Source organism: Collinsella sp. CLA-ER-H4, from assembly GCF_040092395.1.
Lineage (GTDB): Bacteria > Actinomycetota > Coriobacteriia > Coriobacteriales > Coriobacteriaceae > Collinsella.
The window spans coordinates 243,375-267,306 of the sequence record NZ_JBBNLQ010000002.1 but is presented as its reverse complement, the minus strand read 5'-3'; the positions used below and the strand labels follow the sequence as shown (position 1 = coordinate 267,306).

17 protein-coding genes are annotated in these 23,932 nt (G+C 61.3%); 14 read left to right on the top strand and 3 right to left on the bottom strand.

Annotated features, from left to right (window positions below):
* Positions 1-429: 429 nt before the first annotated feature.
* A complete protein-coding gene (locus tag AAAX34_RS03235) occupies positions 430-2,211 on the bottom strand; it encodes a 1-deoxy-D-xylulose-5-phosphate synthase (RefSeq protein WP_349109940.1) in 1,782 nt (593 codons plus the stop codon).
* Between the two features lie 228 nt (positions 2,212-2,439).
* Between AAAX34_RS03235 and AAAX34_RS03230 the strand changes: the two genes are divergently transcribed.
* The 9 genes from AAAX34_RS03230 to AAAX34_RS03190 all read left to right on the top strand — a co-directional run bounded on the left by AAAX34_RS03230 (position 2,440) and on the right by AAAX34_RS03190 (position 13,947).
* Positions 2,440-2,976: an HD domain-containing protein gene (locus AAAX34_RS03230; RefSeq protein WP_349109939.1), complete on the top strand. Its 537-nt coding sequence runs from the start codon at positions 2,440-2,442 to the stop codon at positions 2,974-2,976.
* 3 nt (positions 2,977-2,979) lie between these two features.
* Positions 2,980-3,999: a putative ABC transporter permease gene (locus AAAX34_RS03225; RefSeq protein ID WP_349109938.1), complete on the top strand. Its 1,020-nt coding sequence runs from the start codon at positions 2,980-2,982 to the stop codon at positions 3,997-3,999.
* Positions 4,000-4,197: 198 nt separating this feature from the next.
* Positions 4,198-5,475, top strand: a complete 1,278-nt coding sequence (locus AAAX34_RS03220; RefSeq protein WP_349109937.1) for an ammonium transporter — start codon at positions 4,198-4,200, stop codon at positions 5,473-5,475.
* A 209-nt stretch (positions 5,476-5,684) separates the two neighbouring features.
* Positions 5,685-6,023 (top strand): P-II family nitrogen regulator, encoded by a 339-nt coding sequence (locus AAAX34_RS03215; protein WP_117629936.1) that lies wholly within the window; start codon positions 5,685-5,687, stop codon positions 6,021-6,023.
* An 87-nt stretch (positions 6,024-6,110) separates the two neighbouring features.
* Positions 6,111-6,968: an HAD family hydrolase gene (locus tag AAAX34_RS03210; RefSeq protein WP_349109936.1), complete on the top strand. Its 858-nt coding sequence runs from the start codon at positions 6,111-6,113 to the stop codon at positions 6,966-6,968.
* 471 nt (positions 6,969-7,439) lie between these two features.
* On the top strand, positions 7,440-7,565 hold the full coding sequence (locus AAAX34_RS03205; RefSeq protein ID WP_349109935.1) for a hypothetical protein: 126 nt from the start codon (positions 7,440-7,442) through the stop codon (positions 7,563-7,565).
* A gap of 275 nt (positions 7,566-7,840) precedes the next feature.
* Complete coding sequence (locus tag AAAX34_RS03200; protein ID WP_349109934.1) at positions 7,841-8,551, top strand: TetR-like C-terminal domain-containing protein; 711 nt, start codon at positions 7,841-7,843, stop codon at positions 8,549-8,551.
* Positions 8,552-8,562: 11 nt separating this feature from the next.
* A complete protein-coding gene (locus AAAX34_RS03195) occupies positions 8,563-13,353 on the top strand; it encodes an acyl-CoA dehydratase activase-related protein (RefSeq protein WP_349109933.1) in 4,791 nt (1,596 codons plus the stop codon).
* Between the two features lie 21 nt (positions 13,354-13,374).
* The gene (locus AAAX34_RS03190; protein ID WP_349109932.1) at positions 13,375-13,947 is read left to right on the top strand and encodes an aryl-sulfate sulfotransferase; all 573 of its coding nucleotides are present in this window, start codon (positions 13,375-13,377) and stop codon (positions 13,945-13,947) included.
* A 14-nt stretch (positions 13,948-13,961) separates the two neighbouring features.
* Here AAAX34_RS03190 and AAAX34_RS03185 read toward each other — a convergent pair whose 3' ends face one another.
* Positions 13,962-15,101, bottom strand: coding sequence for a DUF389 domain-containing protein (locus AAAX34_RS03185; RefSeq protein WP_349109931.1), 1,140 nt, complete (start codon positions 15,099-15,101; stop codon positions 13,962-13,964).
* Between the two features lie 308 nt (positions 15,102-15,409).
* On the opposite strand from AAAX34_RS03185, the gene AAAX34_RS03180 reads away from it, so the two are divergent.
* Positions 15,410-18,952 carry a CAP domain-containing protein gene (locus tag AAAX34_RS03180; RefSeq protein WP_349109930.1) on the top strand — a complete coding sequence of 1,181 codons (3,543 nt, stop codon included), beginning with the start codon at positions 15,410-15,412 and terminating at the stop codon, positions 18,950-18,952.
* A gap of 201 nt (positions 18,953-19,153) precedes the next feature.
* Here the strand turns inward: AAAX34_RS03180 and AAAX34_RS03175 are convergent, their stop codons facing one another.
* Positions 19,154-20,857 (bottom strand): OPT/YSL family transporter, encoded by a 1,704-nt coding sequence (locus AAAX34_RS03175; protein ID WP_349109929.1) that lies wholly within the window; start codon positions 20,855-20,857, stop codon positions 19,154-19,156.
* Positions 20,858-21,049: 192 nt separating this feature from the next.
* Between AAAX34_RS03175 and AAAX34_RS03170 the strand changes: the two genes are divergently transcribed.
* From AAAX34_RS03170 to lgt, 4 genes are all read left to right on the top strand, one after another.
* A complete protein-coding gene (locus AAAX34_RS03170) occupies positions 21,050-21,901 on the top strand; it encodes a type III pantothenate kinase (protein ID WP_349109928.1) in 852 nt (283 codons plus the stop codon).
* Positions 21,902-21,985: 84 nt separating this feature from the next.
* Positions 21,986-22,510, top strand: coding sequence for a dCMP deaminase family protein (locus AAAX34_RS03165; RefSeq protein WP_161115098.1), 525 nt, complete (start codon positions 21,986-21,988; stop codon positions 22,508-22,510).
* 172 nt (positions 22,511-22,682) lie between these two features.
* Entirely contained in the window at positions 22,683-22,961 is a 279-nt protein-coding gene (locus AAAX34_RS03160) for a NifU family protein (protein ID WP_035137589.1), read from the top strand.
* Positions 22,962-23,070: 109 nt separating this feature from the next.
* Positions 23,071-23,892, top strand: a complete 822-nt coding sequence (gene lgt / locus AAAX34_RS03155; RefSeq protein ID WP_349109927.1) for a prolipoprotein diacylglyceryl transferase — start codon at positions 23,071-23,073, stop codon at positions 23,890-23,892.
* Positions 23,893-23,932: the final 40 nt, after the last annotated feature.

Sequence of the window (23,932 nt, the reverse complement as noted above, 5' to 3'; positions counted from 1 at the left end):
CTAGCGGTTGAGTAGAGTTATACCCTATCGCGCTCAAATGGGTCAACACGAAATAACTCAGAAACATACTTACCTTATGGGTAATTCTACCTACCAAAAAGGGACAGGCACCTTTGTGGTGGTTCTGACCGATGCAGCGGCATGCCTTGCTGTTTTGTCTCGATCTGTAACATTTGCAGCCATTTTTGCCGAGTGACTGTTACAGATCGAGATTTTCTCTTCAGGGGAATTCGAATGTCTCGATCTGTAACAGTTAGACGGTCAAAAGGTCCCTATCTGTTACAGATTGAGACAAAGGTCAGGGACTAAGACGTCTTGTCTAGATCTGTAACAGTTAGACGGGAATTCGGGCCATGGATGTTACAGATTGAGATAATCGCGTCGCGAAAACAAAAACCTCCGCAGGGGTGCTTCCCTTGCGGAGGTTTTTTACTCGTTGAGTAGCCTTACGGCTTCGGCTGCCATGTTCTCGACCGTCATGCCGTTCTGGGCGAGCAGCTCGTTGGGGTCGTAGCGGTCGGGGAAACCCTTGGCGATGCCGAAGGTGCGCGTGCGCACTGGCGTGCAGGCCAAGTAGCACGCGACGCGCTCGCCCCAGCCGCCGTCCAAGATGCCGTCCTCGAGGGTGACAACAACGCGATGCTCGGCGGCAAGGCTATCGAGGAACTCACGGTCGAGCTCGGCTGCAAAGCGAGGGTTGACGAGCGTGGCCTCGATGCCGTACTCGGCAGTCAGACGGTTTGCCACGCGCTCACCCAGCTCAAAGAAATCGCCAAGCGCGAGCACGGCAACGTCGCGGCCCTGACGCACCACGTTGTAGCGAACGGCGCTGTAGCCGGTGTCTTCGGCGGGCGCAAGGTCGGGGCGGCTTACCAGGCCGATGCCCGGTACGCGAATCGCCACAGGATGCTCGCGATGGTCGAGCGACCAGCTCAGCATGGACAGGTATTCCTCCATGCAGGAAGGCGCCAGGTAACGCATATTGGGGAGAGCGCCCAGCATGGAAATATCAAAGAACGAAAGATGCGTCTCGGACGTGGTGCCAAAGATCGACGCACCAAACACCAGGATGGTTGCGGGGGCGTCGTTGAGGCACAGGTCGTGCCACAGCTCGTCGTAGGCGCGCTGCAAAAACGTGCCGTACACACCAAAGACTGGCTTGGCGCCCGAGCGCGCAAGCGCGGTGGCAAAGGTCACAGCGTGCTCCTCGGCAATGCCCACATCGACGAACTGTTTGCCGGCGGCAGCGCGAAGCTCGGGTGTAAAGCCCATGATGTAGGGCGTGGCGGCCGTGATGCCAACGACCTGCGGATCGCGCTCGATGGCGGCGCTGAGCGCCTCGCCCGTAATGTCGGCATAGGTGCGCGGCGCAGGCTCGCTCGGATGGCCCGGGCAGAGCTTGCGTCCAGTTGCCATGTCAAACGGACCCACATGATGCCAGCGCTCGGGATCGTTCTGGGCTGGCTCAAAGCCCTTGCCCTTGGCGGTGGAGACGTGCAGCACGATGGGATGATCGATATTGCGCAGCTCCTGCAGCGTGTCGACCAGGGCCAACACATCGTTACCAGCGTCCAGATAGCGGTAGTCGAGCCCCATCGCGCGGAAAACGTTGCGCTCACAGGTGCCGTTGCTGGCGCGCAGCTCGGCCAGATTGCGATACAGGCCGCCATGGTTCTCGGCAATGGACTGGTCGTTGTCGTTGACGACGATGATTAAGTTGCTGTCGAGTTCGGCGGCATTGTTAAAGCCCTCAAACGCCAGGCCGCCCGAAAGCGAGCCGTCGCCAATGATGGTAATGACGTTATACGTGTCACCCGCTAGGTCGCGCGCGTGGGCAAGGCCGCAGCCCAGGCTCACCGAGGTCGAGGTATGCCCCATGGCAAACAAGTCATGCTTGGACTCGTCGGGATTGGCAAAGCCGGAAGCCTCACCATAACGCTCCGGATCGATATAAGTGTACGCGCGACCGGTCAGCGCCTTATGGGCGTAGGTCTGGTGCGAAACGTCAAAGACAATCTTGTCGATGGGGGAGTTAAACACGCGATGGAGCGCGACCGTGAGCTCAACGACGCCTAGGTTGGGGGCAACGTGTCCGCCGACAGCGGCGGAGCTTTCGAGGATGGCGTGGCGAATCTCGTCGCAGAGCTGCGGGAGCTCGGCACGATTAAGAGCCTTGACGTCCTCGGGCGTTGTCGTTTGCGTAAGCAGCATCGTTGTGGGTTACTCCATGCGAATCGAGCGCCGGCGCTCCCTCGGCCGGCACAATTGCACAAGACAGTCTCGCACATTTTGGCGTTTGATATGTGACGGCGGCGCGGTAATTCGCCAACTGGTGGGGCAAAACGTTTTGTCCGATGCCATACTGATGTGTTCCATGATGTTTTTATCGATTGTGCGCAGGCCGTGGCTTGTCGCCGTGAGTCGCTGGAAGGAGGCAGCATGTCCGATGCCGTTCGTGCCGAGAAAGTCGCGCGCGAGGTAGACCATGCTGCCCGTCAACTGGCACAGGCGGGCCGTCTGGACCTGACGCGCGAGTTTATCCAGCATGGTGAAGTGACGGTCTATGCACATGTGACCTCGGTGGCGCGGGCGAGCCTGTCTTTTGCCGAGCGCCTGGGCCGCGTCGGTGTTTCGGTCGACCGTGCCTCGCTGCTGCGCGGAGCCCTGTTGCACGATTATTTTCTCTATGACTGGCACGATCCCGACCCGAGCCATCGACTGCACGGATTCCGGCATCCATTTTTTGCTCTGGCGCGTGCCGAGGAAGATTTTGAGCTGACGCCGCGCGAGCGGAATATTATCGTGCGGCATATGTTTCCGCTGGTGCCAGTGCCGCCGACGTGTCGTGAGGCTTGGATTGTATGCCTGGCAGATAAATGGTGCGCTCTGCGCGAGACGGTCGCCGGTCGTCTGCGGCGCAAGGACGAGGCGGACGATGACGTGAGTGGCGAATCGAGCGAAAAGAGGAGAGGGTAGACGGTGGAAACCGCGATTGATATGGCGTTTGGCGGCGCGACGCTTGCCGCCTGCCCACTCTCGGCACTGGTGCTCTCGTTTGCCTTTTACGGGTTTTGCGGTTGGGCATGGGAGTCGACAGTATGTGCCATGCTCAATCACGGACGATTTGCCAACAGCGGCTTTTTGCTGGGGCCGTGCTGCCCAATCTATGGCGCGGGCGGCATTGCCTGCTGGCTGCTGTTGCACGGGATTCCGGATGCCTCGAGCCAGTTTGTCGCTGCAGCACTCGTATGCAGCGTGATTGAGTACAGCGTAGGCGTGCTGTTGGAAAAAACAACGGGCGCTCGCTTTTGGGACTATTCGCACCTGCCGTTTAACTTGCATGGACGCATCTGTCTGTACTGGGCTTGCGCGTTTGGCTTGGGTGCGTCGTGTATTTGCCGTTTAGTGGAGCCGGCATTGCTGGGGCTGCTTGGCCATCTGCCGGTGCTGATTGTGCGGCTGTCCGCCTTTATCGTCGCGGTCGCGATGATGGTCGACGCGGTGTGCTCGTTGGCGAGCTGGCGCCGCCTGTCCGATCAGCTGGAGCGCGTCCGGGCCGACCTTGCCGACCGCATCAACGAGTCGCTTGCCGATGCCTCGGACTCAATGCTCGAGCGCATTCCCGAATCGACGATTGACTCGGTGGCGCAGACGCACATCCGTAGCCGTGCCGTTAATGCGTGGTTGGCCGAGCTGGGTGACGCCGCGCTCGATGCCCTTCGTGAGAAGGCTTCGATGCCGACGTTTATCGCGGATGGTGCTCGCGGCCTGGCGCTTGCCGCCCGCCGCGTGGCCGACGCCGCGCCGAGCATGCCGCGTCCGTCGCTCAGTCGTCGCCTTGCCGGCAAGCGCATGAGCCGTCCGGTGCCGAGTGTATCGCTCAGTCGTCGCGACCTACGCTTCTTTAACGCCTTCCCGCGCTTGCGCATCAATCGCTACGAAGGTGTCATTCGAGCAACTAATCTCCGCGACCGCGCCCACGAGCTGTTTCGGCGCTAGCCGGGACGGGCGCGCTCACGCCTCCCTTGCTTGCGTATTTCCCGTTCGTTTCGCGTCCGTTGTCGCGCCGTTTCCAAGATTGCGGCACCGTTTCCATTCGACAACGCAGCGTTTAACAACGCCGTATCTGGTCTACACCAGTTGCCCCTCGGCCGCATTATGGGCGCCGACAACGTTCGTGCGACCAAGGGGGAGCGAATGTACGATACGGGATCGACAACGTTTATGCTCATCTGCACCATGCTCGTGTTTTTAATGACACCGGGTCTGGCGTTTTTCTATGGCGGCCTGTCCAGGCGCAAAAATGTCATCAACACCATGCTCATGTGCTTTGGCGCCATTGGCCTGGTTGGTGTGCTGTGGATTGTTGCCGGCTGGTCGCTGGCCTACGGCGGCGACGGTTCCAGCCCGTTTATTGGAGGCCTTGACCAGCTGCTGTGCCTGCCGGTGCTCGGTCAGGTGCTGCAGGCGGCCGAGGGCAATGCCGCGGACGGTGCCGTCTACCCTCAGATCATCAACATCGCCTTTCAGATGGCATTTGCCATGATCACTGCTGCTATCGTCACGGGCAGCCTGGCCGGCCGCGTTAAGTTTGGTGCCATGACGGCCTTCCTGGGCATTTGGCTGCTTGTGGTCTATGCGCCGCTTGCCCACATGGTTTGGGGCGGCGATGGCTCCTTTATCGGCGACATCATCGGCGCGCTCGACTTTGCCGGTGGCGACGTAGTGCACATTTCGTCCGGTCTGACGGGCCTGATTCTCTGCTTAATGCTCGGCCGTCGTCGCGGCTTTGGCATGGTGAGCTACCGTCCGCATAACGTGCCGTTTGTGGCGCTGGGCGCCGGCCTGCTTTGGTTTGGCTGGTTTGGCTTTAACGGCGGCAGCGAGTTTAAGGCCGACGCCGTGGCGGCACTCGCCATCCTCAACACCGTGACGGCCAGCGCGGCGGGCATGGTCTCGTGGCTTGCCGTCGAGCGCGTGCACACCGGTCGCCCCACGCTGGTGGGTGCCAGCACCGGTTTGGTTGCGGGCCTTGTGGTGGTCACGCCGGGTGCGGGCTTTGTCGAGCCGTGGGCAGCGCTGGTCATGGGCCTGATCGTATCGCCCGTCTGCTACCTGGCTATCAGCCATCTTAAGACCAAGTTTGGCTACGACGATGCACTCGATGCGTTTGGTTGCCACGGTATCGGCGGAATTTTGGGCGGCGTGCTCACGGGCCTGTTCTGCGTGCCGGAGCTTTCGTGGACCGGTAAGGGCGGTCTGTTCTACACGGGCGACGTGTCGCTGCTCATCTCGCAGATCTTGGGCATTGTGGTGACGGTCGTCATTGTACTGGTACTCGATTTGGTGATCGCCGCGGTGGTCAAGGCGCTGTTCCATGGCAGCCTGCGCGTGGACGAGGCCGACGAGGCGCTGGGCTTGGATGCAAGTCAACACGGCGAGAGCGCGTATCCCTCCTTCTCGGGACTCGATTAGCAGCTTTCCCAAGCACCGCACCTCGGCCTTCAATCGTCGTTTGCGTACCTTAAGTACGCGGCACTCCTCTTTCAGGCCGATCTGCGGCACTTGGGAAACCTGCTAAGACCAGTCAGTTGAACTTTTTTGATTTCTGAGGTTAGTTTGCGGCACTTGGAAAACCCGCGTCTCATGTAAAGGGATACGTTGATTATTGAGAGGAATTCATTATGAAGAAGATTACGGCGATCGTTCGTGCCGAGAAGCTTGAGGTTCTTAAAGACGCGCTGTTTGCTGCCGATGTTCGTGGCATGACTATCAACCAGGTGCAGGGCTGCGGCGCACAGCATGGCTGGAAGGAATACGTGCGCGGCAACGAGTTGCTTGTCAACACGATCCCTAAGGTGCAGTTCACCCTCATCTGCGCCGATGAACATGTCGACGGCATTGTCGACATCATCTGCAACGCCGCTCGCACCGGTGCCGTCGGCGATGGCAAGATCTGGGTCGAGCCGGTCGAGGAAGTTATCCGCATACGTACCGGCGAACACGGTCCCGCCGCGGTGTAGGACAATCTTTCGCCTAGCGGGCGCGTCTCTCTTGGGGCGCGCCCGCTCTCGTCTACAATATCGTGCAGACGAAGGAGAGGCATATCCATGATCAAGATGTTTGCGAGTGACTTAGACGGAACGCTGCTGAATGCCCTGCACGAGGCAGACGGGACCATCCGCCGTGCCATTCGCGAGCTGACCGAGGCTGGCCTGCATGTGGTTCCCGCGACCGGACGCTCGACGCTGCCGGTCGGCGAGCATGGCTTTACGGGTCTGGCGCTTGACGCCTGCTGCTCCAATGGGTCCATCGTGCGCGACAGCCATGGCGAGGTGCTCAAGACCTGGACCATCGATCCGCAGGTTACCGAGGAGCTGCTCAAGGCATTCCCGGACATTTGCTTTGATTGCTCCACACCCGATGGCACGTTCTCGAGCGGTTCGTTCGAGATGCATCAGGCGGGCTTTAAAAAGGACAGCCCCATCAAGCGTATTGTGATGCGCGGCATGCGTGCACGTGGCGGGTATCATGAGGAGCAGTATTTCGATCAGTCGATCGGCGATATCTTGCGTCACGATGTATGCAAGATCAATTGTCGCGTGACCTCACCCGAGCTGGAGCGCGACCTTAAAGCATATTTGGCCGAGCGATCGGACCGCGTGGTCAACGCGCCGTTCGATCCGGTGATGTTCGAGATCACGGACGTGGCGTGCAACAAGGGCGAGAGCGTGGCCTGGCTGGCGGGCTACTACGGTATTGCCGAAGACGAGGTTGCGGTCTACGGTGACGGCGGCAACGATATCGCCATGCTCAAGCGCTTCCGTCACAGCTACGCGACCAAAAACGGCAGCGATGCCGCCAAGGCCGCCGCGAGTGCAACTATCGGCAGTTGCATGGTTCATGCCGTCCCCAAACACATGCTCGCCACCATGCGCAAGCAAAACTCCCGCACCGTCATCGAATAATGTGATAAAGGGACAGCCCCTTTGTCGCATGGGAGATGCCGGCTTTTGGCGTATAGGACTGTTACGCTTTCGCCACCAACAAATTTCGAGTTATTCGGCCTGCCGGAGGCCGTTCAAGGGCTAAAGTTGCCGTCTCGGGAACATTCACACCTCTAATGGTGTTTGATTCGGCGACGTAAGTGTGCAAATGGGCATGTATGCACTCAAATAAGGACAAAAACCCTCAGATAATCCCAGCGGTGCAGTTATACAGAACCAGCAGCGTGGCCGAATAACTCGAAAAATGTAGGTGACAGTCCGGCAACAAGCTCGGGCATGGCAAAGGAACTGTTCCTTCGCCATGCCCGAGCTCCAATCTTCTTATATACGAACAAACATTCGCATATCTAACTGCGCTTTGATAGAATCGGTATCGTTGACGGCAGTTCCATGTGCCGGGCAGCGCCCTCCATCCGATGGGAGGTGATGCCCATGACCGATTTGATTGATTTCGTGAGACTTCTGACCGCTTTGGTCTCGCTCTTCACGGCGCTTGTCGGGCTTTCCGAGGCACTCAAGCAACGTTCGAAGCAACGTAAAAGGGGTCGCCGCCGCTAAGGCGTTGACCCCTTAATCCAAGCAACGGCGCTGCCCAGCTTTCCAGAACTTGGGCTGCCGTCGACACTATTCTACCCACGAATGACATTTTGGACAATCGGTAATGCCGCTCTAAAAGCCTGGCACAACCGGCACAACCTAGGCGGTCGCTGGATGTGACAAAGAGGCTGTCCCTTCGTCACATTCCAAATATTGCCTTTACGTGTTGATGCACACGGTGTGCAATAATACTCGCACTGTGCAATAGCGCACAGGCTGAGTAACAAGGAGGACGCTTGTCCCAGCTCGAGAAATGCGATCGCCGGTCTCTTCGCTCGCAGCGTGCCCTTCGCCAGGCACTTGCCAGCGAGCTTGCCGAAAGCGGCGACCTTTCGCGCATTAATGTCGCGTCGCTCACCGAGCGTGCCGGCCTTACGCGCCGCACGTTCTATTCGCACTACCGCGATATTCCCGACTTTATCAATCAAATCGAGGATGGCTTGCTGGCCGAGATCCGTGAGCGCATTGAGCTCATCACTGCAGCTCAGTTGCCTGACCTCTATCACAACATCGATGAGCTCGAGCCAGCACCCGGTTCGGTTGAGCTGCTTCGCTATCTTGCGGCTAATCGCGACCTTATCGGGGCCCTACTGGGCCCGAGCGGCGACCCCGCCTTTATTAAAAAGATCATCGATACCGCACGCGAGGCCGTGGTGCCGCGTGCACAGACGGGCATTTTGGGCTTGGCGCTGGGCACCTTCTTTGACTACTACGTCACCTATGTCGTGAGTGCCGAGGTCGGCATGATTCAGCGCTGGTTTGAGCGTGGGCTCACCGAATCGCCCGAGGCCATGGCGCGCATTATGACGGTGCTCGCTTTTGTGCGCCCTGGTGATCTGTATGGCCAACCCATCGATATCAACGTGCCGGAATACGGCATGAAGTTATTGAATTTGCAGCTCGAGGACGCGGCCGACACCGCCGCAGCCGTCGAGTCCAACAACTAAGAGGAGAGAAAATGAGCAAACTCGTCGAGGGCATTAAGGACCGTATGGTTGCTGCCGCGCGCGAGGCCGCGCCTGCCGTGGTGGACGCCGCGCAGAAGGCCGCGACCGCGGCTGCCGAGAAAGTTGCCGAGGCAGTTGCCGATGCCAAGAACGCGGCGGGGGAGACGCTTGCCGCCGACGCAGCCACGTCCGTCGTAGCCGAGCCCGCAGCCGCCACTGCCGCCCAGGCCCCCGAAGGCGCGATCTTCAACCCCGAGAACGCTCGTGGCAACCTGCACCTGGGCATCGACGTGGGCTCCACCACCGTCAAGCTCGCCGTGCTCAACGACGACAACCAGATCGTCTACGCCAAGTACCAGCGCCACCACACCGACGTCCGCGCTTGTGCCCGCGACCTGTTCGAGGGCGCTGCGACCGTGCTGCCGACGGCCCAGATGACCTGCGCCATTACCGGCTCGGGCGGCCTGCTGCTGTCCCAGTGGCTCGACCTGGAGTTTGTCCAGGAGGTCATCGCCAGCAAGCGTGCCGTCGAGACCCTCATCCCGGCCACCGACGTCGCCATCGAGCTGGGCGGCGAGGACGCCAAGATCATCTACTTCGACAACGGCATCGAGCAGCGCATGAACGGCACCTGCGCCGGCGGCACGGGCGCCTTCATCGACCAGATGGCCACTCTGTTGCACACCGACGCCAGCGGCCTTAACGAACTCGCGGCCAACGCCACCACCATCTATCCCATCGCCAGCCGCTGCGGCGTTTTTGCCAAGACCGACGTGCAGCCGCTGCTCAACGAAGGCGCCCGTCCCGAGGACGTCGCCGCTTCCATCTTCCAAGCCGTCGTGACCCAGACCATCTCGGGTCTGGCGTGCGGCCGTCCCATCCGCGGCAACGTCGCCTTCCTGGGCGGCCCGCTGCAGTACCTCTCCGAGCTGCGCCACCGCTTCTACCTCACGCTCAACCTGGACGAGGAGCACCGCATTGTGCCCCAAAACGCTCACCTGTTTGTGGCGAGCGGCGCCGCCATGGCGCATGAGTCCAACAAGCTCAGCACGTTCCCGCAGCTCATCGAGGCTATAGATGCCTTGGGTGACACACAGGGTGCCGAGGTCGAGCGTCTGGATCCGCTCTTTGCCACCGACGAGGATTTTGCCGAGTTCAAGACTCGCCACGACACCGAGGTCGTCCCCAAGGGCAAGCTCGACGGCTACACCGGCCGCGTGTTCATCGGTATCGACGCCGGCTCCACCACCATGAAGGCCGCGCTCGTGGGCGAGGACGGCCAGCTGTTGCACACCTGGTACGGCAACAACAACGGTGACATCCTGGGCACGGCCAAGGTCATCATGGCCGATTTCTACAACCACATCCCCGCTGGCTGCACCATCGGCCACGTGACAACTACGGGCTACGGCGAGGCGCTGCTCATCGAGGCGCTCAAGGCCGACTCCGGCGAGATCGAGACCGTTGCGCACCTGCGCGGCGCCAAGGCATTCCTGCCCGGCGTCGAGTTTATCCTGGACATCGGCGGCCAGGACATGAAGTGCCTGCGCGTCAAGGACGGTGTTATCGAGCACATCATGCTCAACGAGGCCTGCTCGTCGGGCTGCGGTAGCTTTATCGAGAGCTTCGCCGTCTCTATGAACATGGACGTGCGCGCGTTCGCCGATGCCGCTATCCATGCCAAGGCCCCCGTCGACCTGGGTAGCCGCTGCACGGTCTTTATGAACTCGCGCGTCAAGCAGGCGCAAAAGGAAGGCGCCACGGTGGGCGACATCGCGGCCGGCCTGTCCTATTCCGTCATCAAGAATGCCCTGTTCAAGGTCATTAAGCTGCGCGACCCCAAGGAGATCGGCAGCCAGGTGATCGTCCAGGGCGGCACCTTTATGTCCGACGCCACGCTTCGCGCATTTGAGCAGCTCACCGGCGTTCATGCCGTGCGTCCCGACATCGCCGGCTGCATGGGAGCCTATGGTGCGGCCCTGCTCGCTCGCGATCGCGCCGGCGCCGATGGCACCTCGACCATCCTTTCAGCCGAGGACATCGCGCACCTCACCGTGACGCAAAAGCATGTCCGCTGCGGCCGTTGCTCCAACAACTGCCAGCTCACCGTCAACGACTTTGGCGGCGGCAGGCGCTTTATCACCGGCAACCGCTGCGAGAAGGGCGCCGGCCACAAAAAGCAGAAGACCGAGGCCCCCAACCTCTTCAAAAAGAAAAACGAGCTGCTCTTTAACCGCGAGATCCTGAGTCCCGACGAGGCCCCGCGTGGCACCGTGGGTATCCCGCGCGCACTCAACATGTACGAGAACTACCCCTTCTGGCACGCGTTCTTTACGCGCCTGGGCTTTAGCGTGCAGCTGTCCGACCAGTCGAGCAAAAAGACCTACCAGGCGGGCATCGAGTCCATGCCGTCCGAGAGCGTGTGCTACCCGGCAAAGATGAGCCACGGCCATGTGATGAACCTCATCGACCGCGATGTCGACTTCATCTGGATGCCGTGCGTGCGCTGGGAGCGCAAGGAGGATCCGACGGCTGGCAACTGTTACAACTGCCCCATCGTCATGAGCTACCCCACAGCGCTGGCGCTCAACATCGACGAGATTCGCGAACAGAACATCGAGTTCCTGTATCCGTTTGTGCCGTATCACGATAAGACCGAGCTTAAGCGCCGTCTGTACCAGGTGCTCGCCGTCGACCGTGTGGCCGATGCGCAAGCCGGTCGCGGTCGCGTGCGCGGTCCCAAGATCACGCGCTCCGAGGTCGATGCCGCCGTCAACGCTGCTTTTGAGGCCGATGCGCGTTTCCACGAGGATATCCAGACCATGGGCGAGGAGGCTCTTAAGTGGGTCGAGGACCATGGCGGTCACGGCATCGTGCTCGCCGGTCGTCCCTACCATAACGACCCCGAGATCAACCACGCCCTGCCCGAACTTATCTCGAGCTTTGGCTTTGCGGTCTTTACCGAGGATTCGCTTGCGCATCTGGTAAAGCCCGAGCGTCCGATTCGCGTCGTCGACCAGTGGATGTACCACAGCCGCCTGTACGCCGTCGCCCGTTTTGTGACGATGCGCAACGACCTGGACCTGATCCAGCTCAACTCTTTCGGCTGCGGCCTGGACGCTCTGACCACCGACCAGGTGCAGGAGATCCTGGAGGCCAGCGGCAAGATCTACACCGTGCTCAAGATCGACGAGGTGTCCAATCTGGGCGCCGCGCGCATCCGTATCCGCTCGCTCATGGCCGCGCTCAAGGACCAAGAGGCCGAGCGCTTGGCCGAGGCCACGGCTGCGGGCGAGGCCTACGAGCAGGGCGATGCCGCGCCGGTGGCGCCCTCCACGGATGCTCCCGCGTTTGCGAGCCGCAAGTACACGTTTGGGGCTCAGCGCGAGAGTGCTTCGACCGCGTGGCCCAAGGTGCCCTTTACCGAGCAGATGCGCGAGGAGGGCTACACCATCCTGTGCCCGCAGATGGCGCCGATTCACTTTGACCTGGTCAAAGAAGTGTTCCGCGGTGCCGGCTACAACTTGGAGCTGCTGCCCTCGACCGACCACGATGCCGTCGAGGCTGGCCTGCGCTACGTGAACAATGACATTTGCTATCCGTCGATCCTGGTGACGGGCCAGATCATGGAAGCCATCGAGAGCGGTCGGTACGACCTGTCCAAGACGGCCGTGGTTATCAGCCAGACCGGCGGCGGCTGCCGTGCCACCAACTACATCGCACTCATCCGCAAGGCCCTGCGCGAGAGCGGCCACCCCGAGATCCCGGTGATCTCGCTTTCGGCCGTGGCGCTGGGCGAGGACAACCCCGGCTTTAAGATTACGCCGGCGCTGCTTAAGCAGGCAGTCTACGCGGTACTCTTTGGCGACGTGATGATGCAGATGCTCTATCGTTGTCGCGCGTACGAGGCCACGCCCGGTGCCGCCAACGCACTCTACGAGGAGTACATGGCGCGCGCCCGCAAGCTGGCGCCTAAGTTCAACAGGCACAACTACACCAAGTTGTGCCGCGAGGCCATCCGCGCGTTCGACACCATGCCGCTTGTGGGCGAGGGTACCAAGCCGCGCGTGGGCGTGGTCGGCGAGATCTTGGTCAAGTTCCACCCTACGGCCAACAACCACGTGGTCGATGTGATCGAGCGCGAGGGCTGCGAGGCCGTGGTGCCGGGTCTGCTCGACTTCTTCCTGTACTCCATGAGTAATGCCGAGCTGCAGAAGGACGAGCTGGGAAGCTCCGCTACCACGCGCGCGGGCATGCAGGCGCTCATCAAGCTCGTGGACTGGATGCGCACGCCGGTGGAGGAGATGCTCGAAAAGTCCCGCCGCTTTGAGGCGCCCGAGCGCATCGGCACCATGGCCGACAAGGCCCGTACGGTGCTTTCGGTGTGCAACAACATGGGCGAAGGCTGGCTGCTCACGGCCGAGATGCTCGACCTGATCGATCATGGCGCACCCAACATCATCTGCACGCAGCCCTTTGCGTGCCTGCCCAACCACGTGGTGGGCAAGGCCGTGATCAAGGAGCTGCGCCGTCAGCACCCCGAGAGTAACATTGTCGCGGTGGACTACGATCCCGGTGCGTCCGAGGTCAACCAGCTCAACCGCATTAAGCTCATGATCAGCGTGGCCAAGGAAAACATGCGCGCCGGCAAGGGCTTTAAGCTCGAGAAGGTGGCGCCGCTCGCGATGGACGAGGTCACTGGCCAGATGCGTGCCCATGATGGCTGCGTGAGCTGCGGACCGGCCAGCGAGGAGGCCGTTGCATCGGTCGCCAAGCGTCTGGGACACGGCATTAAGAAGTAGCTGGCCTGCTATGGGCTAGATATGAGACAAACGGGTGGTGGCCGTATCGGCTACCACCCGTTTTGCTGGACATATGTTGCGGAAATGACCTTGCTACAGCCTTCCGTGGGCTTGTCCGATTTTTGGGCCGGTTCGGGCTTTGAGGACAAGTTGCTGCAGGCCCAAGGCGATTTTTCGCTCAACGCAGGCCAGCACAGTGTGACCTATCTGCCGAGCTCCGATACGGCGGCAACCGCTCGCTACCAGGTGCTGCTGTACGACAACAACTTTGGTGCGGCCGAGAGCTATCCCAAGTTCGACTGGGGCCAGCTGGGCGCCGCGGTGGTGACCGATTACAACAAGGGCACGCATTCGTTTGGGCGCATCTTTACGGTGGACGAGGTGGCGCGCACCTGCGAGCTCGAAGACCAGATCGCCGTGCCGTTCTCGGGCTACGTCAGCAGTGCGCAGCACGTCGGCGATTCAGATAGTATGCTCGTGGCTTCGGGCCAGGCCAAGACCTTTACCGAGTACGACCGCTACGGTCTGCCCATCACCACCTACGAGATGGAAGCCGAAAAGTATATCTACCGCGTGTACAAGTACGAGCTGTAGGGCCGCGCTCCGCATCACTTCACATCAAACTCCACGCGATCAAGTTCGGGCACGTTGAGGTCGATGAGCTTGCGAGCAACGTGACGGTCGTGTGCCCCAAGCGCCTCGCTCGTCGTTACATGGGCGACAATCTCGCGCTCGACGATGCCTTCCTCGTCGCCTTCGGTGGCCGAGGTCTCGACGGCGACGGTGTAATCCTTAAAGCCTGGCAGCACCGCCGCAAGCTCGCGCGTGGTTTCGGTGACGCCGTAGCCGTCCTGCACGCCGGCCTGCGCCGAGCCAATGGAACCCGCGGTCATAACGATGCAGGGGATGGCAAAGACTACCGTGCCCACAATGATGCGGCGGCGAACCTTGCGTGACAGCTCGTCGACCTCGGCATTTTCCTCGGCAGTCACAATGCCGTCGCCGTTGAGGTCGCGCTTGAGCGGCACGCGCAATAGAAGCAATACGGCTTCGGCCGCGAGTGCGATAAAGACCACGTTGATGCCAAACTCGTAGAGGGCCGAGAGAAACAGCGACCCGCTTGCGATGGCGATGCCGTAGCCCGCCGCGCACAGGGGCGGCATGAGCGCGGTCGCCACGGCCACGCCGGCGATGAGCGTGGCGGGTTCCTGGTCGCGCGAGTTGCCCAGCCCGCCTGCAAAGCCGCCTGCGAGTGCGACGGTAAGGTCCCAGACGGTGGGTGTCGAGTTGTCGATGATGGCGGCCGTGGTGGTGCCAAGGGGCGAGAGCCTAAAGTACAACGTGGATGTGACCAGGCAAAAGGCCATTTGCAGCGCAAGACCAGCGACGGCCTCGACGGTGATCTCGCGGTCGAGCGTGGCAATGCCGTATGCCATGGCAAGAACCGAGCCCATGAGCGGGCAGATGAGCATGGCGCCCACGATGGCGATGTCCGAGTCGATATCGAGGCCGATGCTTGCGATGAGCATGGCGATGATGAGGATGCACAGGTGAGAGCCGGTCAGGCGTGCCCCGTTTACAAAGCGCTTGCGAATCACGTGGTAGGGCGCGCGACCCTCGCGAATGTTGAATGCGCGCTTTAGGAAGCGGGTGGCGTTCTCCATGGCCTCGCTATGGGCGGGGCGGATGCCGTGGCGCCGGTGATGGCGTTCGCGTAGTCGCTTGATCTGTTGTTTGTCGAGTTCCATGTCCACCTCGTTCCAGCGCGGTCCGCGCAACGCGCTCGTTGTCCTAACTCTACACCGTGGCGGGCAGGGCGTCTGTTGGATGCGGGATCCGATAGGGCGGATGACGCGGGAGCAAATGCAAATCACAGACTCAATTCGATCCCGCAAGAATATGATGCACCAGCTCCTACATATGTGACGAAATTGTGAAGCACGAGAGCGCGAATTTCAAAAAAATCCGCTGGTGACCAATGTTGCGCAACAGAATTCAAAAATCAGCTCCTACATTTTGAAGCGTATGGATACATCCGTGTCAAAGGGAGAAAGCCATGGCAAACTATAGCCCACAGCACTTTGAGCCTCGGGCAAAGGCCGTCAACGTCAAAGGCGTTGCCAACCGTGCCGTCGCAACTGTTTTGACGGCGAGCCTCATCGCTCAGCCGCTCATGTCGCCGCTGGCGGCAATCGCCGCGCCGGCAGCCGACAACGGTGCTGCCGCGAAGGGCGACAGCGCTATCGAGAACGCTGTCGTCGCCGGTAGCCAGGCAACCGCAAAGACAGCCGCCCAGTTGGCCGAGGAGTCGGCAAAGCAGCTCAAGGACGCTCAGACCGCCTACGATGCCGCCCAAAAGAAGGCCGACGCGGCAGGTCAGTCTCAAAAGCAGGCGCAGCAGCAAAAGAATCAGGCCTCGCAGACCGTGACCGATAACGCCGCCGAGCAGAACGAGGCCGAGGCAGCCGCGCTTCAGGAGAAGATCGACGAGCTCAAGGCCGCCGTCGACAAGGCCGAGCAGCAGCAGAAGAAGCTGGGCGACCTGAACGATCAGCTCGATCAGGCCAACAAGAGCGTCGAGGATAAGACCCAGGCGCTCAAGGATGCCAAGGCAAAGCAAGACGAGGCCAAGAAGGCCCTCGATGATGCCCAAGCCAAGCTCGATGCCATGGGTATGGACGAGTACGAGGCCGCCAAGAAGGTCGTCGAGGACGCGCAGGCCAAGCTCGACGCTGCCAACAAGGTCGTCGCTGCCGCGCAGGCTGATCTGGACCAGGCCAAGGCCGCCGAGGCCAGTGCTCAGCAGGAAAAGCAGAATGCTGAGGCCGCTCTGACGACTGCCCAGGCCAAGAAGCAGGAGACTACCGCTGCCCTTGCCGCTGCGACCGCTGCACGCGATAATGCTCAGGCTAAACTGAACGACGCACAGGCCGCGCTCAATGTCGCGACTTCGGGCACGGGTGTCGATCTGAACGCGCTCGAGGCTGCCAAGGTCACTGCCGCCAGCGAGCTCGCGACCGCGCAGACCGCGTTCGAAGCCGCGACGACTGCAGACGCCACCGCACAGGCGAACCTGCAGGCTGCGCAAACTGCTGCCACCGCCGCGCAGGAGAAGGCCAACGCCGCCAACGCTGCCGTGGCATCTGCCCAGTCTGCATACGATGCGGCAAACAAGGAGTACAAGGACGCGGCCAGTAAGCGTGACACTGCCAAGGCCGCATACGAGAAGGCGCAGCAGACCGAAGCAGACAAGAAGACCGCGTACGATAAGCTTGTCGAAGTTCGCAAGCAGAAGCGCAGCGAGTGGGAGGCAGCCTGCGCCGCTTCGAACGCCGCGGAAAAGGCTTATGACGCTGCTAATGCCCAGGTTGAGGCTCTTGAGCAGCAGATTGCAGACCTAAGGTCCAACATGACCGTTGACCAGGAAGTCATCAATAAGGGCATGCTCGGCTTTATGGCTTACATCAGCAACAGCAGCGATTTCACTGCCCAGCAGAAAGCAAATGCTAGCGCCGCATCGTCTCTGCTCGCAGGTGCGAATAACGATAATGAGCGGTATGACAAGGCTGGCTGGTATGACAGTTACGTCGATCAGGACATGTCCCGCAACACCAATCCGCTCTCTCTTGAGCAGCTGCGCAATGCTTTGACCTATCTCGATACCCATAACAACATCCGTAAGGCGAACGGGCAGTCCGAGCTGGGCGTCAGCCTTCGCATGACGGCCGCAGCAGCCCTCAATGCGTCGTATTCCTCCCAAATTCTGAAGCACAACGACAGCTTGCAGCATTCCAACCACTACTTCGATAACGCCGAGAACATTGCCGACGGCCTTGGTGCCTATACCGGCGGCGAGACTGTCGACACACTTGGGTGGCCATATACCGGCCTCTATACGCAGGAGAAAAATAGTTACGAGAATTGGATTAAAAAGGTCGGCGCGGATAGTGAAAAGGGCAAAGACCTCATAGCTTATCGCTATGATTCGTACTATATCTCCCACCGCTATCAAGATGTGTATTTCGGCACAAAAGATGAGAACGGTAATGAAAGAGGAGACGGCTGCGGGCACTATCTCAACATTATCGATTCCGGTATGACGGCAATCGGTATTGCGGTCGGTAGCGGCAAGAACACCGATTCCGAGGTAACCGCATTCGATTACACTTCTGACGATGACCAGGCCGACTTCACGGTCTCCGAGTTCAAGAAGCTCGTGAACGACTACATCGATTCTGCCTATAACGCTGGCGGTACGCAGGCGCAGAAGGCGCAGCTCAAGGAGCTTCAGAGCAAGCTCGCCGAGGCGCAGAAGACGCTGGGCGCGGCCGATGCGGCATATCTCGCTGCTCTCAATAATCAGAAAGACACACGCGACGCCTATACCGCGGCCGACACGAACGTGAACACCGCCAAGGGCGAGTACGAGAAGGCTAAGTCCGGCACCGCCGCCGCGAAGACGGCATACGACGCCGCCGAAGCCAAACTCAAGGGTATCGACGTCAAGACGCCCAAGACCAAGCTCGACGCCGCCAAGAGCGAGGCCGCTACTGCCCAGGCAGCTCTCGATAAGGCAAACGCCACGCTTGCTGACAGCAAGACGAAGGCAGCCGATGCCGCTGCTCACAAGGCGAAGGCTCGCAGCGCCCGCGATGCCGCCAAAGCAAAGTCCGACAGGGCCAAAAAGGCCTATGACGATGCCACCGCTTCAGTCGAGGATCTGCGCGCCAAGCGCGATGCCGCAAGGGCGGATCTTGAGAGCAAAAAGAGTGCGTTTGATGACGCCACGAAGGTCGACGCCGCCGCTCAGGCCGAGGTGGAGAGGGCCCAGGCTGCACAGACCGCTGCCGCAACGGCTCTCGCAAATGCTCAGCAGGAGGTCTCCGACAAGCAGCAGGCTCTGGTCGACGCTCGGGGCAAGGCCGCTACCGCGCAGTCCGCGCTTGACGCGGCGAACGAGGCATTCCAGCGCTTCGCCGGCGCCCAGAAGGCGGTCGACGACGCCAAGGCCGCCTATGACGCTGCCGTAGACGGTGTCGCCGATGCTCAGAAGCAGCTCGAGGCCGCCAACGAAGCCGTCGTCGATGCGAACCTCGATATCTTCAAGGCCAAGGCCGAGCTTGCCAACGATGAGGCACTCAAGGCCGATCTTGAGGCTGTCGACCACAAGGCATCCCTTGCCGCGGGCACGACGGGCAACGAGAAGCTGGTCAAGCTGAACGCTGCCTACGCTCGCTACAAGGCTGCCGTCGATGCTGCCGCTGGTCTCAAGGCTGCCCTGAGCGATGCCGATGCCAAGCTGTCCGACGCCAACGACGCCTATGCCGACGCGCTTGCCGAGCTTGACGATGCCAAGGATGCCTTGGCTGCCGCGCAGGCCGAGTACGACAAGTATCATCCCAAGGCTGAGCCGCAGGCCAAGCCTCAGGTTGCGCAGGCTGCTGCAAAGGCCCCCGTTGCCAAGAAACAGGCTGCGCCTGCCGCGCTCGCCCAGACCGGTGATGACTCCGCTCTTGCGGGCGAGGTGTTCGTCATCGGCGGTATCACCCTCGTGGCCGCTGGTGTGACGCTGAGCGATCGTCGTCGCAAGCAGATGTAGCGTTTCGAGCGTAGATTCTGCAACGAACTTCAGTTCATAGCAGGAACGCTTCGATAGCTTAACCGATAAGGCCGGCTCGCTGTTAAACGCAGCGCGCCGGCCTTTCTTTGTTTCGATATCAAAAAGCCCGGTCGGTAGCCGCGAAAGCTACCGACCGGGCAAATCGTAGGCAATATGGTTGCTGTCGAGCAGCTGCTCGACTTAGCCCAGCAGGCTCAGACCGACGGAGACAAACGCTAGGATAACGCCGACGATGGACTCGCCGCCGAGCAGGCCGCTGGCGACAACCAGGCCCTGCTCCTGGAAGGCGGCGTCCTTGGTGGCCTTTTCCTCGTCAGAAAGACCGGCGGCGGCGTCGCGGTGGGCGGACCACTTGTCGTAGGCGAGCTTGACGCAGGAGCCCAGGAATGCCGTGAGTGACATGTAGAACGGCAGGTACACGCCCAGGCCGATCATCATGGCCGGAATGCCGAGCCAGTACATGACGATGCCGGCGATAAAGCCGCCCGCAAACCACGGCACGCTCGGGATGCCCGAGACCATGGTGGCGACAACGCTTGCCTGCGCGGCAACAAAGCTCTTGTCGGGGCCAAAGGCGTCCGGGCCATAGGCGGTGACGAGCGCGACCATGACGGCTGCAGCGACCAGGGCGCCCACGATGCCGCCGATGGCCTGGCCGATCCACTGTGCACGCGGGTTGGTGCCCAGCACGGCGCCGGCCTTAAAGTCGTTCATGACGTCGCCCGCAAGGCCGCACGCCACGGCTACGATGCCGGCGATAAAGAACAGTTTGACCTGCGCGATCTGTGCAAAGGCAGCCACGATGAGCATGACGATGAGGCCGAAGATCTCCATGGGGTCGATGCCCGTCTGGCCGCAGCTCTGTGCGCTCATGATGGTGGTGACAAAGGTGAACAGCGTGATGATGACAGCCGGAACGGGGCCAAGGTCGAGCGCGATGGCGACGATCACGGCGATGGCGGCAGCGCCCAGGCCGATGATGCCGGCGTCGAGCTTAAGGGAGCCCGAGATGAGCGACTGCTCGTCGGTGTCGGTGGAGCTGTCGGCGGCAAGACCGCGGACGATGCCGGCGACCTGCGGCAGGATGTCCTTGAGGACGACGGCGACGCCAAAGCCCATCATGAGGCCCATGCCCAGGGACTTGACGATGCCCTGCGCAGTCACAACGTCGAACAGACCGGCAGCGGTGCCGCCCACGATGATGCCAAAGTTGCCCAGCAGGGCGCCGGCAAACCAGAAGGCGACCGGGGCGAAGCCCACGAGGAAGCCGACGGAGAGCAGCATGGGCGAGTTGTAGATGCCAAAGGTCACGCCGGGGATGTTGAGCGTGCACAGCATGCTGGGCACCACGCCCAGGGCGTCGCGTAGCACGCTATAGATGCCGGCGATAGCCATGGAACCAAAGAGTTGCTTGCCGGTTTTGCCACCGGCCTCGGTTGCGCGCAGGGTCTGAGCTGCGGCGTTGCCGGTGGGGAACTCAAGCGCGGCGTCCACGATAAAGTGACGGTGGATGAGCGCGGTGGCCAGCAGGCCCAGGATGGTGCCGGCGAGTGCCACGATAAACATGTCGAGCCAGCTGATCTGGTCGGCATAGCCCAGCATCCAGGCGCCCGGGATGGTAAACGCCAGGCCGCCGGCGACCATGGCGCCTGCGGACATGATGGTGTGGGTGACGTTGGCCTCGTTGAGACTGGCGTTGCCCATGAGCTTAAGGAAGAACAGCGAGATGACGGCAGCGAAGACGATCGGCCAGGGGAGTGCGCCCATCTTGAGGGCGGTGTAGGCCGAGCTTGCCGTGATGATCACGCAGCCAAGGACGCCGATGACGACGCCGCGCAGCGTGAGTTGCCCGCGCATCGAAGCGCGGTTTGAGGGATTGCTCATATAGAACTCCTTTGCGTATATCCGCTTCCCCCGGGAGCGCCGCTACGGATACGGCGCGGGAAGTCGGGTTACCAAGGGCCGCCGCGTGAGCTCGCGCACGACCGCGCACCAGTATAGCCGCAAGCTAGTCATTTTGGGATGACTGGTTTAGGTAGGCGATATACTGCTGGGCAGACGAAAGGAGCGCCGACGATGGTTAATGGGTGCGCATATATATTAACGGTCGACGTGGGCAACACGTTCATTCGCTTTGGCCTATTTGCCGAGGATTCGGCTGCGGCGCAGGAATGTCCGCTTGCGACGTGCGAGATCACGACGCCGTCGAGCATCACGGCCGATGAGGCTCGTATGAGGCTCGCGCAGGTCATGGGCGCGCTGTCAGCCGATGCGGGCGTGCCGGGTGCACTCGTTCCCGCGGCCGCAGTGCTGAGCTGCGTGGTGCCGGCGCTCGAACGCCCATGGAAGGCGGCGCTTTCCCGTACCTGCACGGGGCGCGTGCTCACCGTGGGTCCGGGCCTCAAGACTGGCATGCCCGTCCACTACGACGACCCGGCCGAGATCGGCCCTGACCGCATCGCCGACGCCGTGGCGGCCCGTGCCGTCTACGGCTCTCCGTGCATCGTGATCGACCTGGGCACCACGACCAATATCGAGGTCATCGACGCGCGTGGTACCTTTGTCGGCGGCGTCATCGCGCCGGGTCTGGCACTTGGCGCCCGCTCGCTCTCGGCCGCTGCGGCGCGTCTGCCGCAGGTCGAGCCCTCGGCACCCACGCATGTGATTGGTCGCAACACGCGTGAGGCCATGCGCTCGGGCGTGGTCTTGGGCGAGGTAGCCCGCATCGACGGCATGCTCGACATGGTGCTCGCCGAGATGCGCGCGACCAAGGCCGCGGGGGAGGGCGACGTGCCCATCGTCATTACCGGCGACGATGCCGAGGCACTCGCGTCGCTGGTCGGTCACAGTCTGACGGTCGACGATGCGCTGACGTTGCGAGGACTGGCCGAGCTCTATCGCATCAACCAAAAGCCCCGCCGCGTGTAAAGGTGAGGGCGCCGGTGGGACAAACGCCCCCACCTTTCACCTGCTACAATGGGTCAAACTATTGCGATTACGGAGGTGTCTGCCATGTCGGACGATCTTCATCAAACTTCGTCAGGCAAGCGCCTGGACGTCATTAGCTGGGACGAGTTCTTTATGAGCGTGGCCATCGCCGCGCAGCGCCGCAGCAAGGACCCCAACACGCAGGTGGGTGCGTGCATCGCCAACACCAACCACCGCATCCTTTCGGTGGGCTACAACGGTACACCCTCGGCGCTCAACGACGACTTTTTCCCGTGGGGTACGAGCGACGACCCGCTGCAGGACAAGCACAACTACGTGGTCCATGCCGAGGCCAACGCCGTGCTCAACTACCGTGGCTCGCTCAAGGACCTCGAGGGTTCCACGGTCTACGTCACGCTGTTCCCGTGCCACGACTGCGCCAAGATTTTGGCTCAGGTGGGCGTGGGCGAGGTCGTCTACCTGGACAACAAGTACGCCGACACCGATGACGGCCGTATCAGCCGCCGCATTCTCGACTCCTGTGGCATCAGCTACCGCCAGGTCATCGTCGATGTTCACATCGGTACCGAGGGGCGGGCTCAGCAGTAGCGCGTGGCAACGCCAGCTGGCAACAAAAGGCAGCCAAAAGAGCCCCGTCCCAAATTGACTACTCGTGAAAGTCGCGTCTGCGCGCATGGACGGCTCGTGAGCGGGTACACGGCTGTAGTAACATAGCTTCTGTCCGCGGGCGCGCCCGCGTAATTGTGAGAAAGGAGCCCCTGTGGCTGTTAACGAAGAGCTGCTTAAGAAGGTTCTTGAAGAGATTCGCCCCAACCTGCAGGCCGATGGCGGCGATATGGAGTATGTGGGCGTTGACGACGAGGGCGTCGTCAAACTGGAGCTGCAGGGCGCTTGCGCCGGCTGCCCCATGAGCTCGCTGACCCTGTCCATGGGTATTGAGCGCATCCTGAAGGAGCATGTGCCCGGCGTTACCCGAGTTGAGCAGGTCAATGCCTCCGGCGAGGCCGAGGACCTGTACGACGAGTACGCGCCGTTCTAAGCTGCGAAAGCTGCGGACGACATACTCCGCATAGACGTTACGCCCAAATATGCGGCTGCGAGCGCAAGGCCCGCGGCCGCATTTGTATGTAGGGAGTAGGAGGGTCGACATGCTCAACGACTTCTACCATATGCTTGATCCCGTCGCGATTTCGGCGGGGCCCATCACCATCTACTGGTACGGCTTGGCCTATGTGGTCGGCGCCCTGCTCACGGCGGTCGTCATGTACCGCACGCAGCGCCGTTGGGGTTTTGACATTACGGTCGACGACCTGACGAGTGTCGTGGTCGGCGTGGTCTTTGGCCTTATCATTGGCGCCCGCCTGTTCTACGTCATCTTTTACGGCGACGGCTACTACTGGGCGCATCCGCTCGAGATCTTTGCCACCAACGAGGGCGGCATGAGCTTCCATGGCGGCCTGGTGGGCGGCATCATCGGCGGCATCATCGTATGCCGCATGTATAAGCTCGATGCATGGACTTTGGCAGACCTTGCCGTCATAGGCGCGCCGCTGGCCTTGTGCTTGGGCCGTTGTGCCAACTTTGTCAACGGTGAGCTGTGGGGCAAGCCGACCGATCTGCCCTGGGGCGTGGTCTTCGGTGGCACCGCGGGCGATATGCCGCGTCACCCCTCTCAGCTCTACGAGGCATTTCTTGAGGGCATCGTGCTCTTTTGCATTCTGCAGGTGCTCAGCCGCAAAAAGCCGCTACTGCCCCAAGGCACGTTTATGGGCGTGTTTGTGATGGGCTACGGCATCGTCCGCTTCCTCATTGAGTTTGTGCGTGTGCCCGATGCGCAGCTTGGCTATCTGCTGGGCGGCGTCATCACCATGGGTCAGCTGCTGAGCCTGCCGCTCGTAATCGCGGGCCTGGCGCTCATCATCTTTGCTCGTCGTCGCAACCAACCCCAGCGCATCTACCTCGACGCCTAACCACCACAAAGGGGACAGGCACCTTTGTGGTGGTTTGCTG

Bases quoted from the DNA above. Each gene is read 5' to 3' on its own strand.
- AAAX34_RS03235 (WP_349109940.1), bottom strand. From the start codon at position 2,211: ATGCTGCTTACGCAAACGACAACGCCCGAGGACGTCAAGGCTCTTAAT.
- AAAX34_RS03230 (WP_349109939.1), top strand. From the start codon at position 2,440: ATGTCCGATGCCGTTCGTGCCGAGAAAGTCGCGCGCGAGGTAGACCAT.
- AAAX34_RS03220 (WP_349109937.1), top strand. From the start codon at position 4,198: ATGTACGATACGGGATCGACAACGTTTATGCTCATCTGCACCATGCTC.
- AAAX34_RS03215 (WP_117629936.1), top strand. From the start codon at position 5,685: ATGAAGAAGATTACGGCGATCGTTCGTGCCGAGAAGCTTGAGGTTCTT.
- AAAX34_RS03210 (WP_349109936.1), top strand. From the start codon at position 6,111: ATGATCAAGATGTTTGCGAGTGACTTAGACGGAACGCTGCTGAATGCC.
- AAAX34_RS03205 (WP_349109935.1), top strand. From the start codon at position 7,440: ATGACCGATTTGATTGATTTCGTGAGACTTCTGACCGCTTTGGTCTCG.
- AAAX34_RS03195 (WP_349109933.1), top strand. From the start codon at position 8,563: ATGAGCAAACTCGTCGAGGGCATTAAGGACCGTATGGTTGCTGCCGCG.
- AAAX34_RS03190 (WP_349109932.1), top strand. From the start codon at position 13,375: ATGAGACAAACGGGTGGTGGCCGTATCGGCTACCACCCGTTTTGCTGG.
- AAAX34_RS03185 (WP_349109931.1), bottom strand. From the start codon at position 15,101: ATGGAACTCGACAAACAACAGATCAAGCGACTACGCGAACGCCATCAC.
- AAAX34_RS03180 (WP_349109930.1), top strand. From the start codon at position 15,410: ATGGCAAACTATAGCCCACAGCACTTTGAGCCTCGGGCAAAGGCCGTC.
- AAAX34_RS03175 (WP_349109929.1), bottom strand. From the start codon at position 20,857: ATGAGCAATCCCTCAAACCGCGCTTCGATGCGCGGGCAACTCACGCTG.
- AAAX34_RS03170 (WP_349109928.1), top strand. From the start codon at position 21,050: ATGGTTAATGGGTGCGCATATATATTAACGGTCGACGTGGGCAACACG.
- AAAX34_RS03165 (WP_161115098.1), top strand. From the start codon at position 21,986: ATGTCGGACGATCTTCATCAAACTTCGTCAGGCAAGCGCCTGGACGTC.
- lgt (WP_349109927.1), top strand. From the start codon at position 23,071: ATGCTCAACGACTTCTACCATATGCTTGATCCCGTCGCGATTTCGGCG.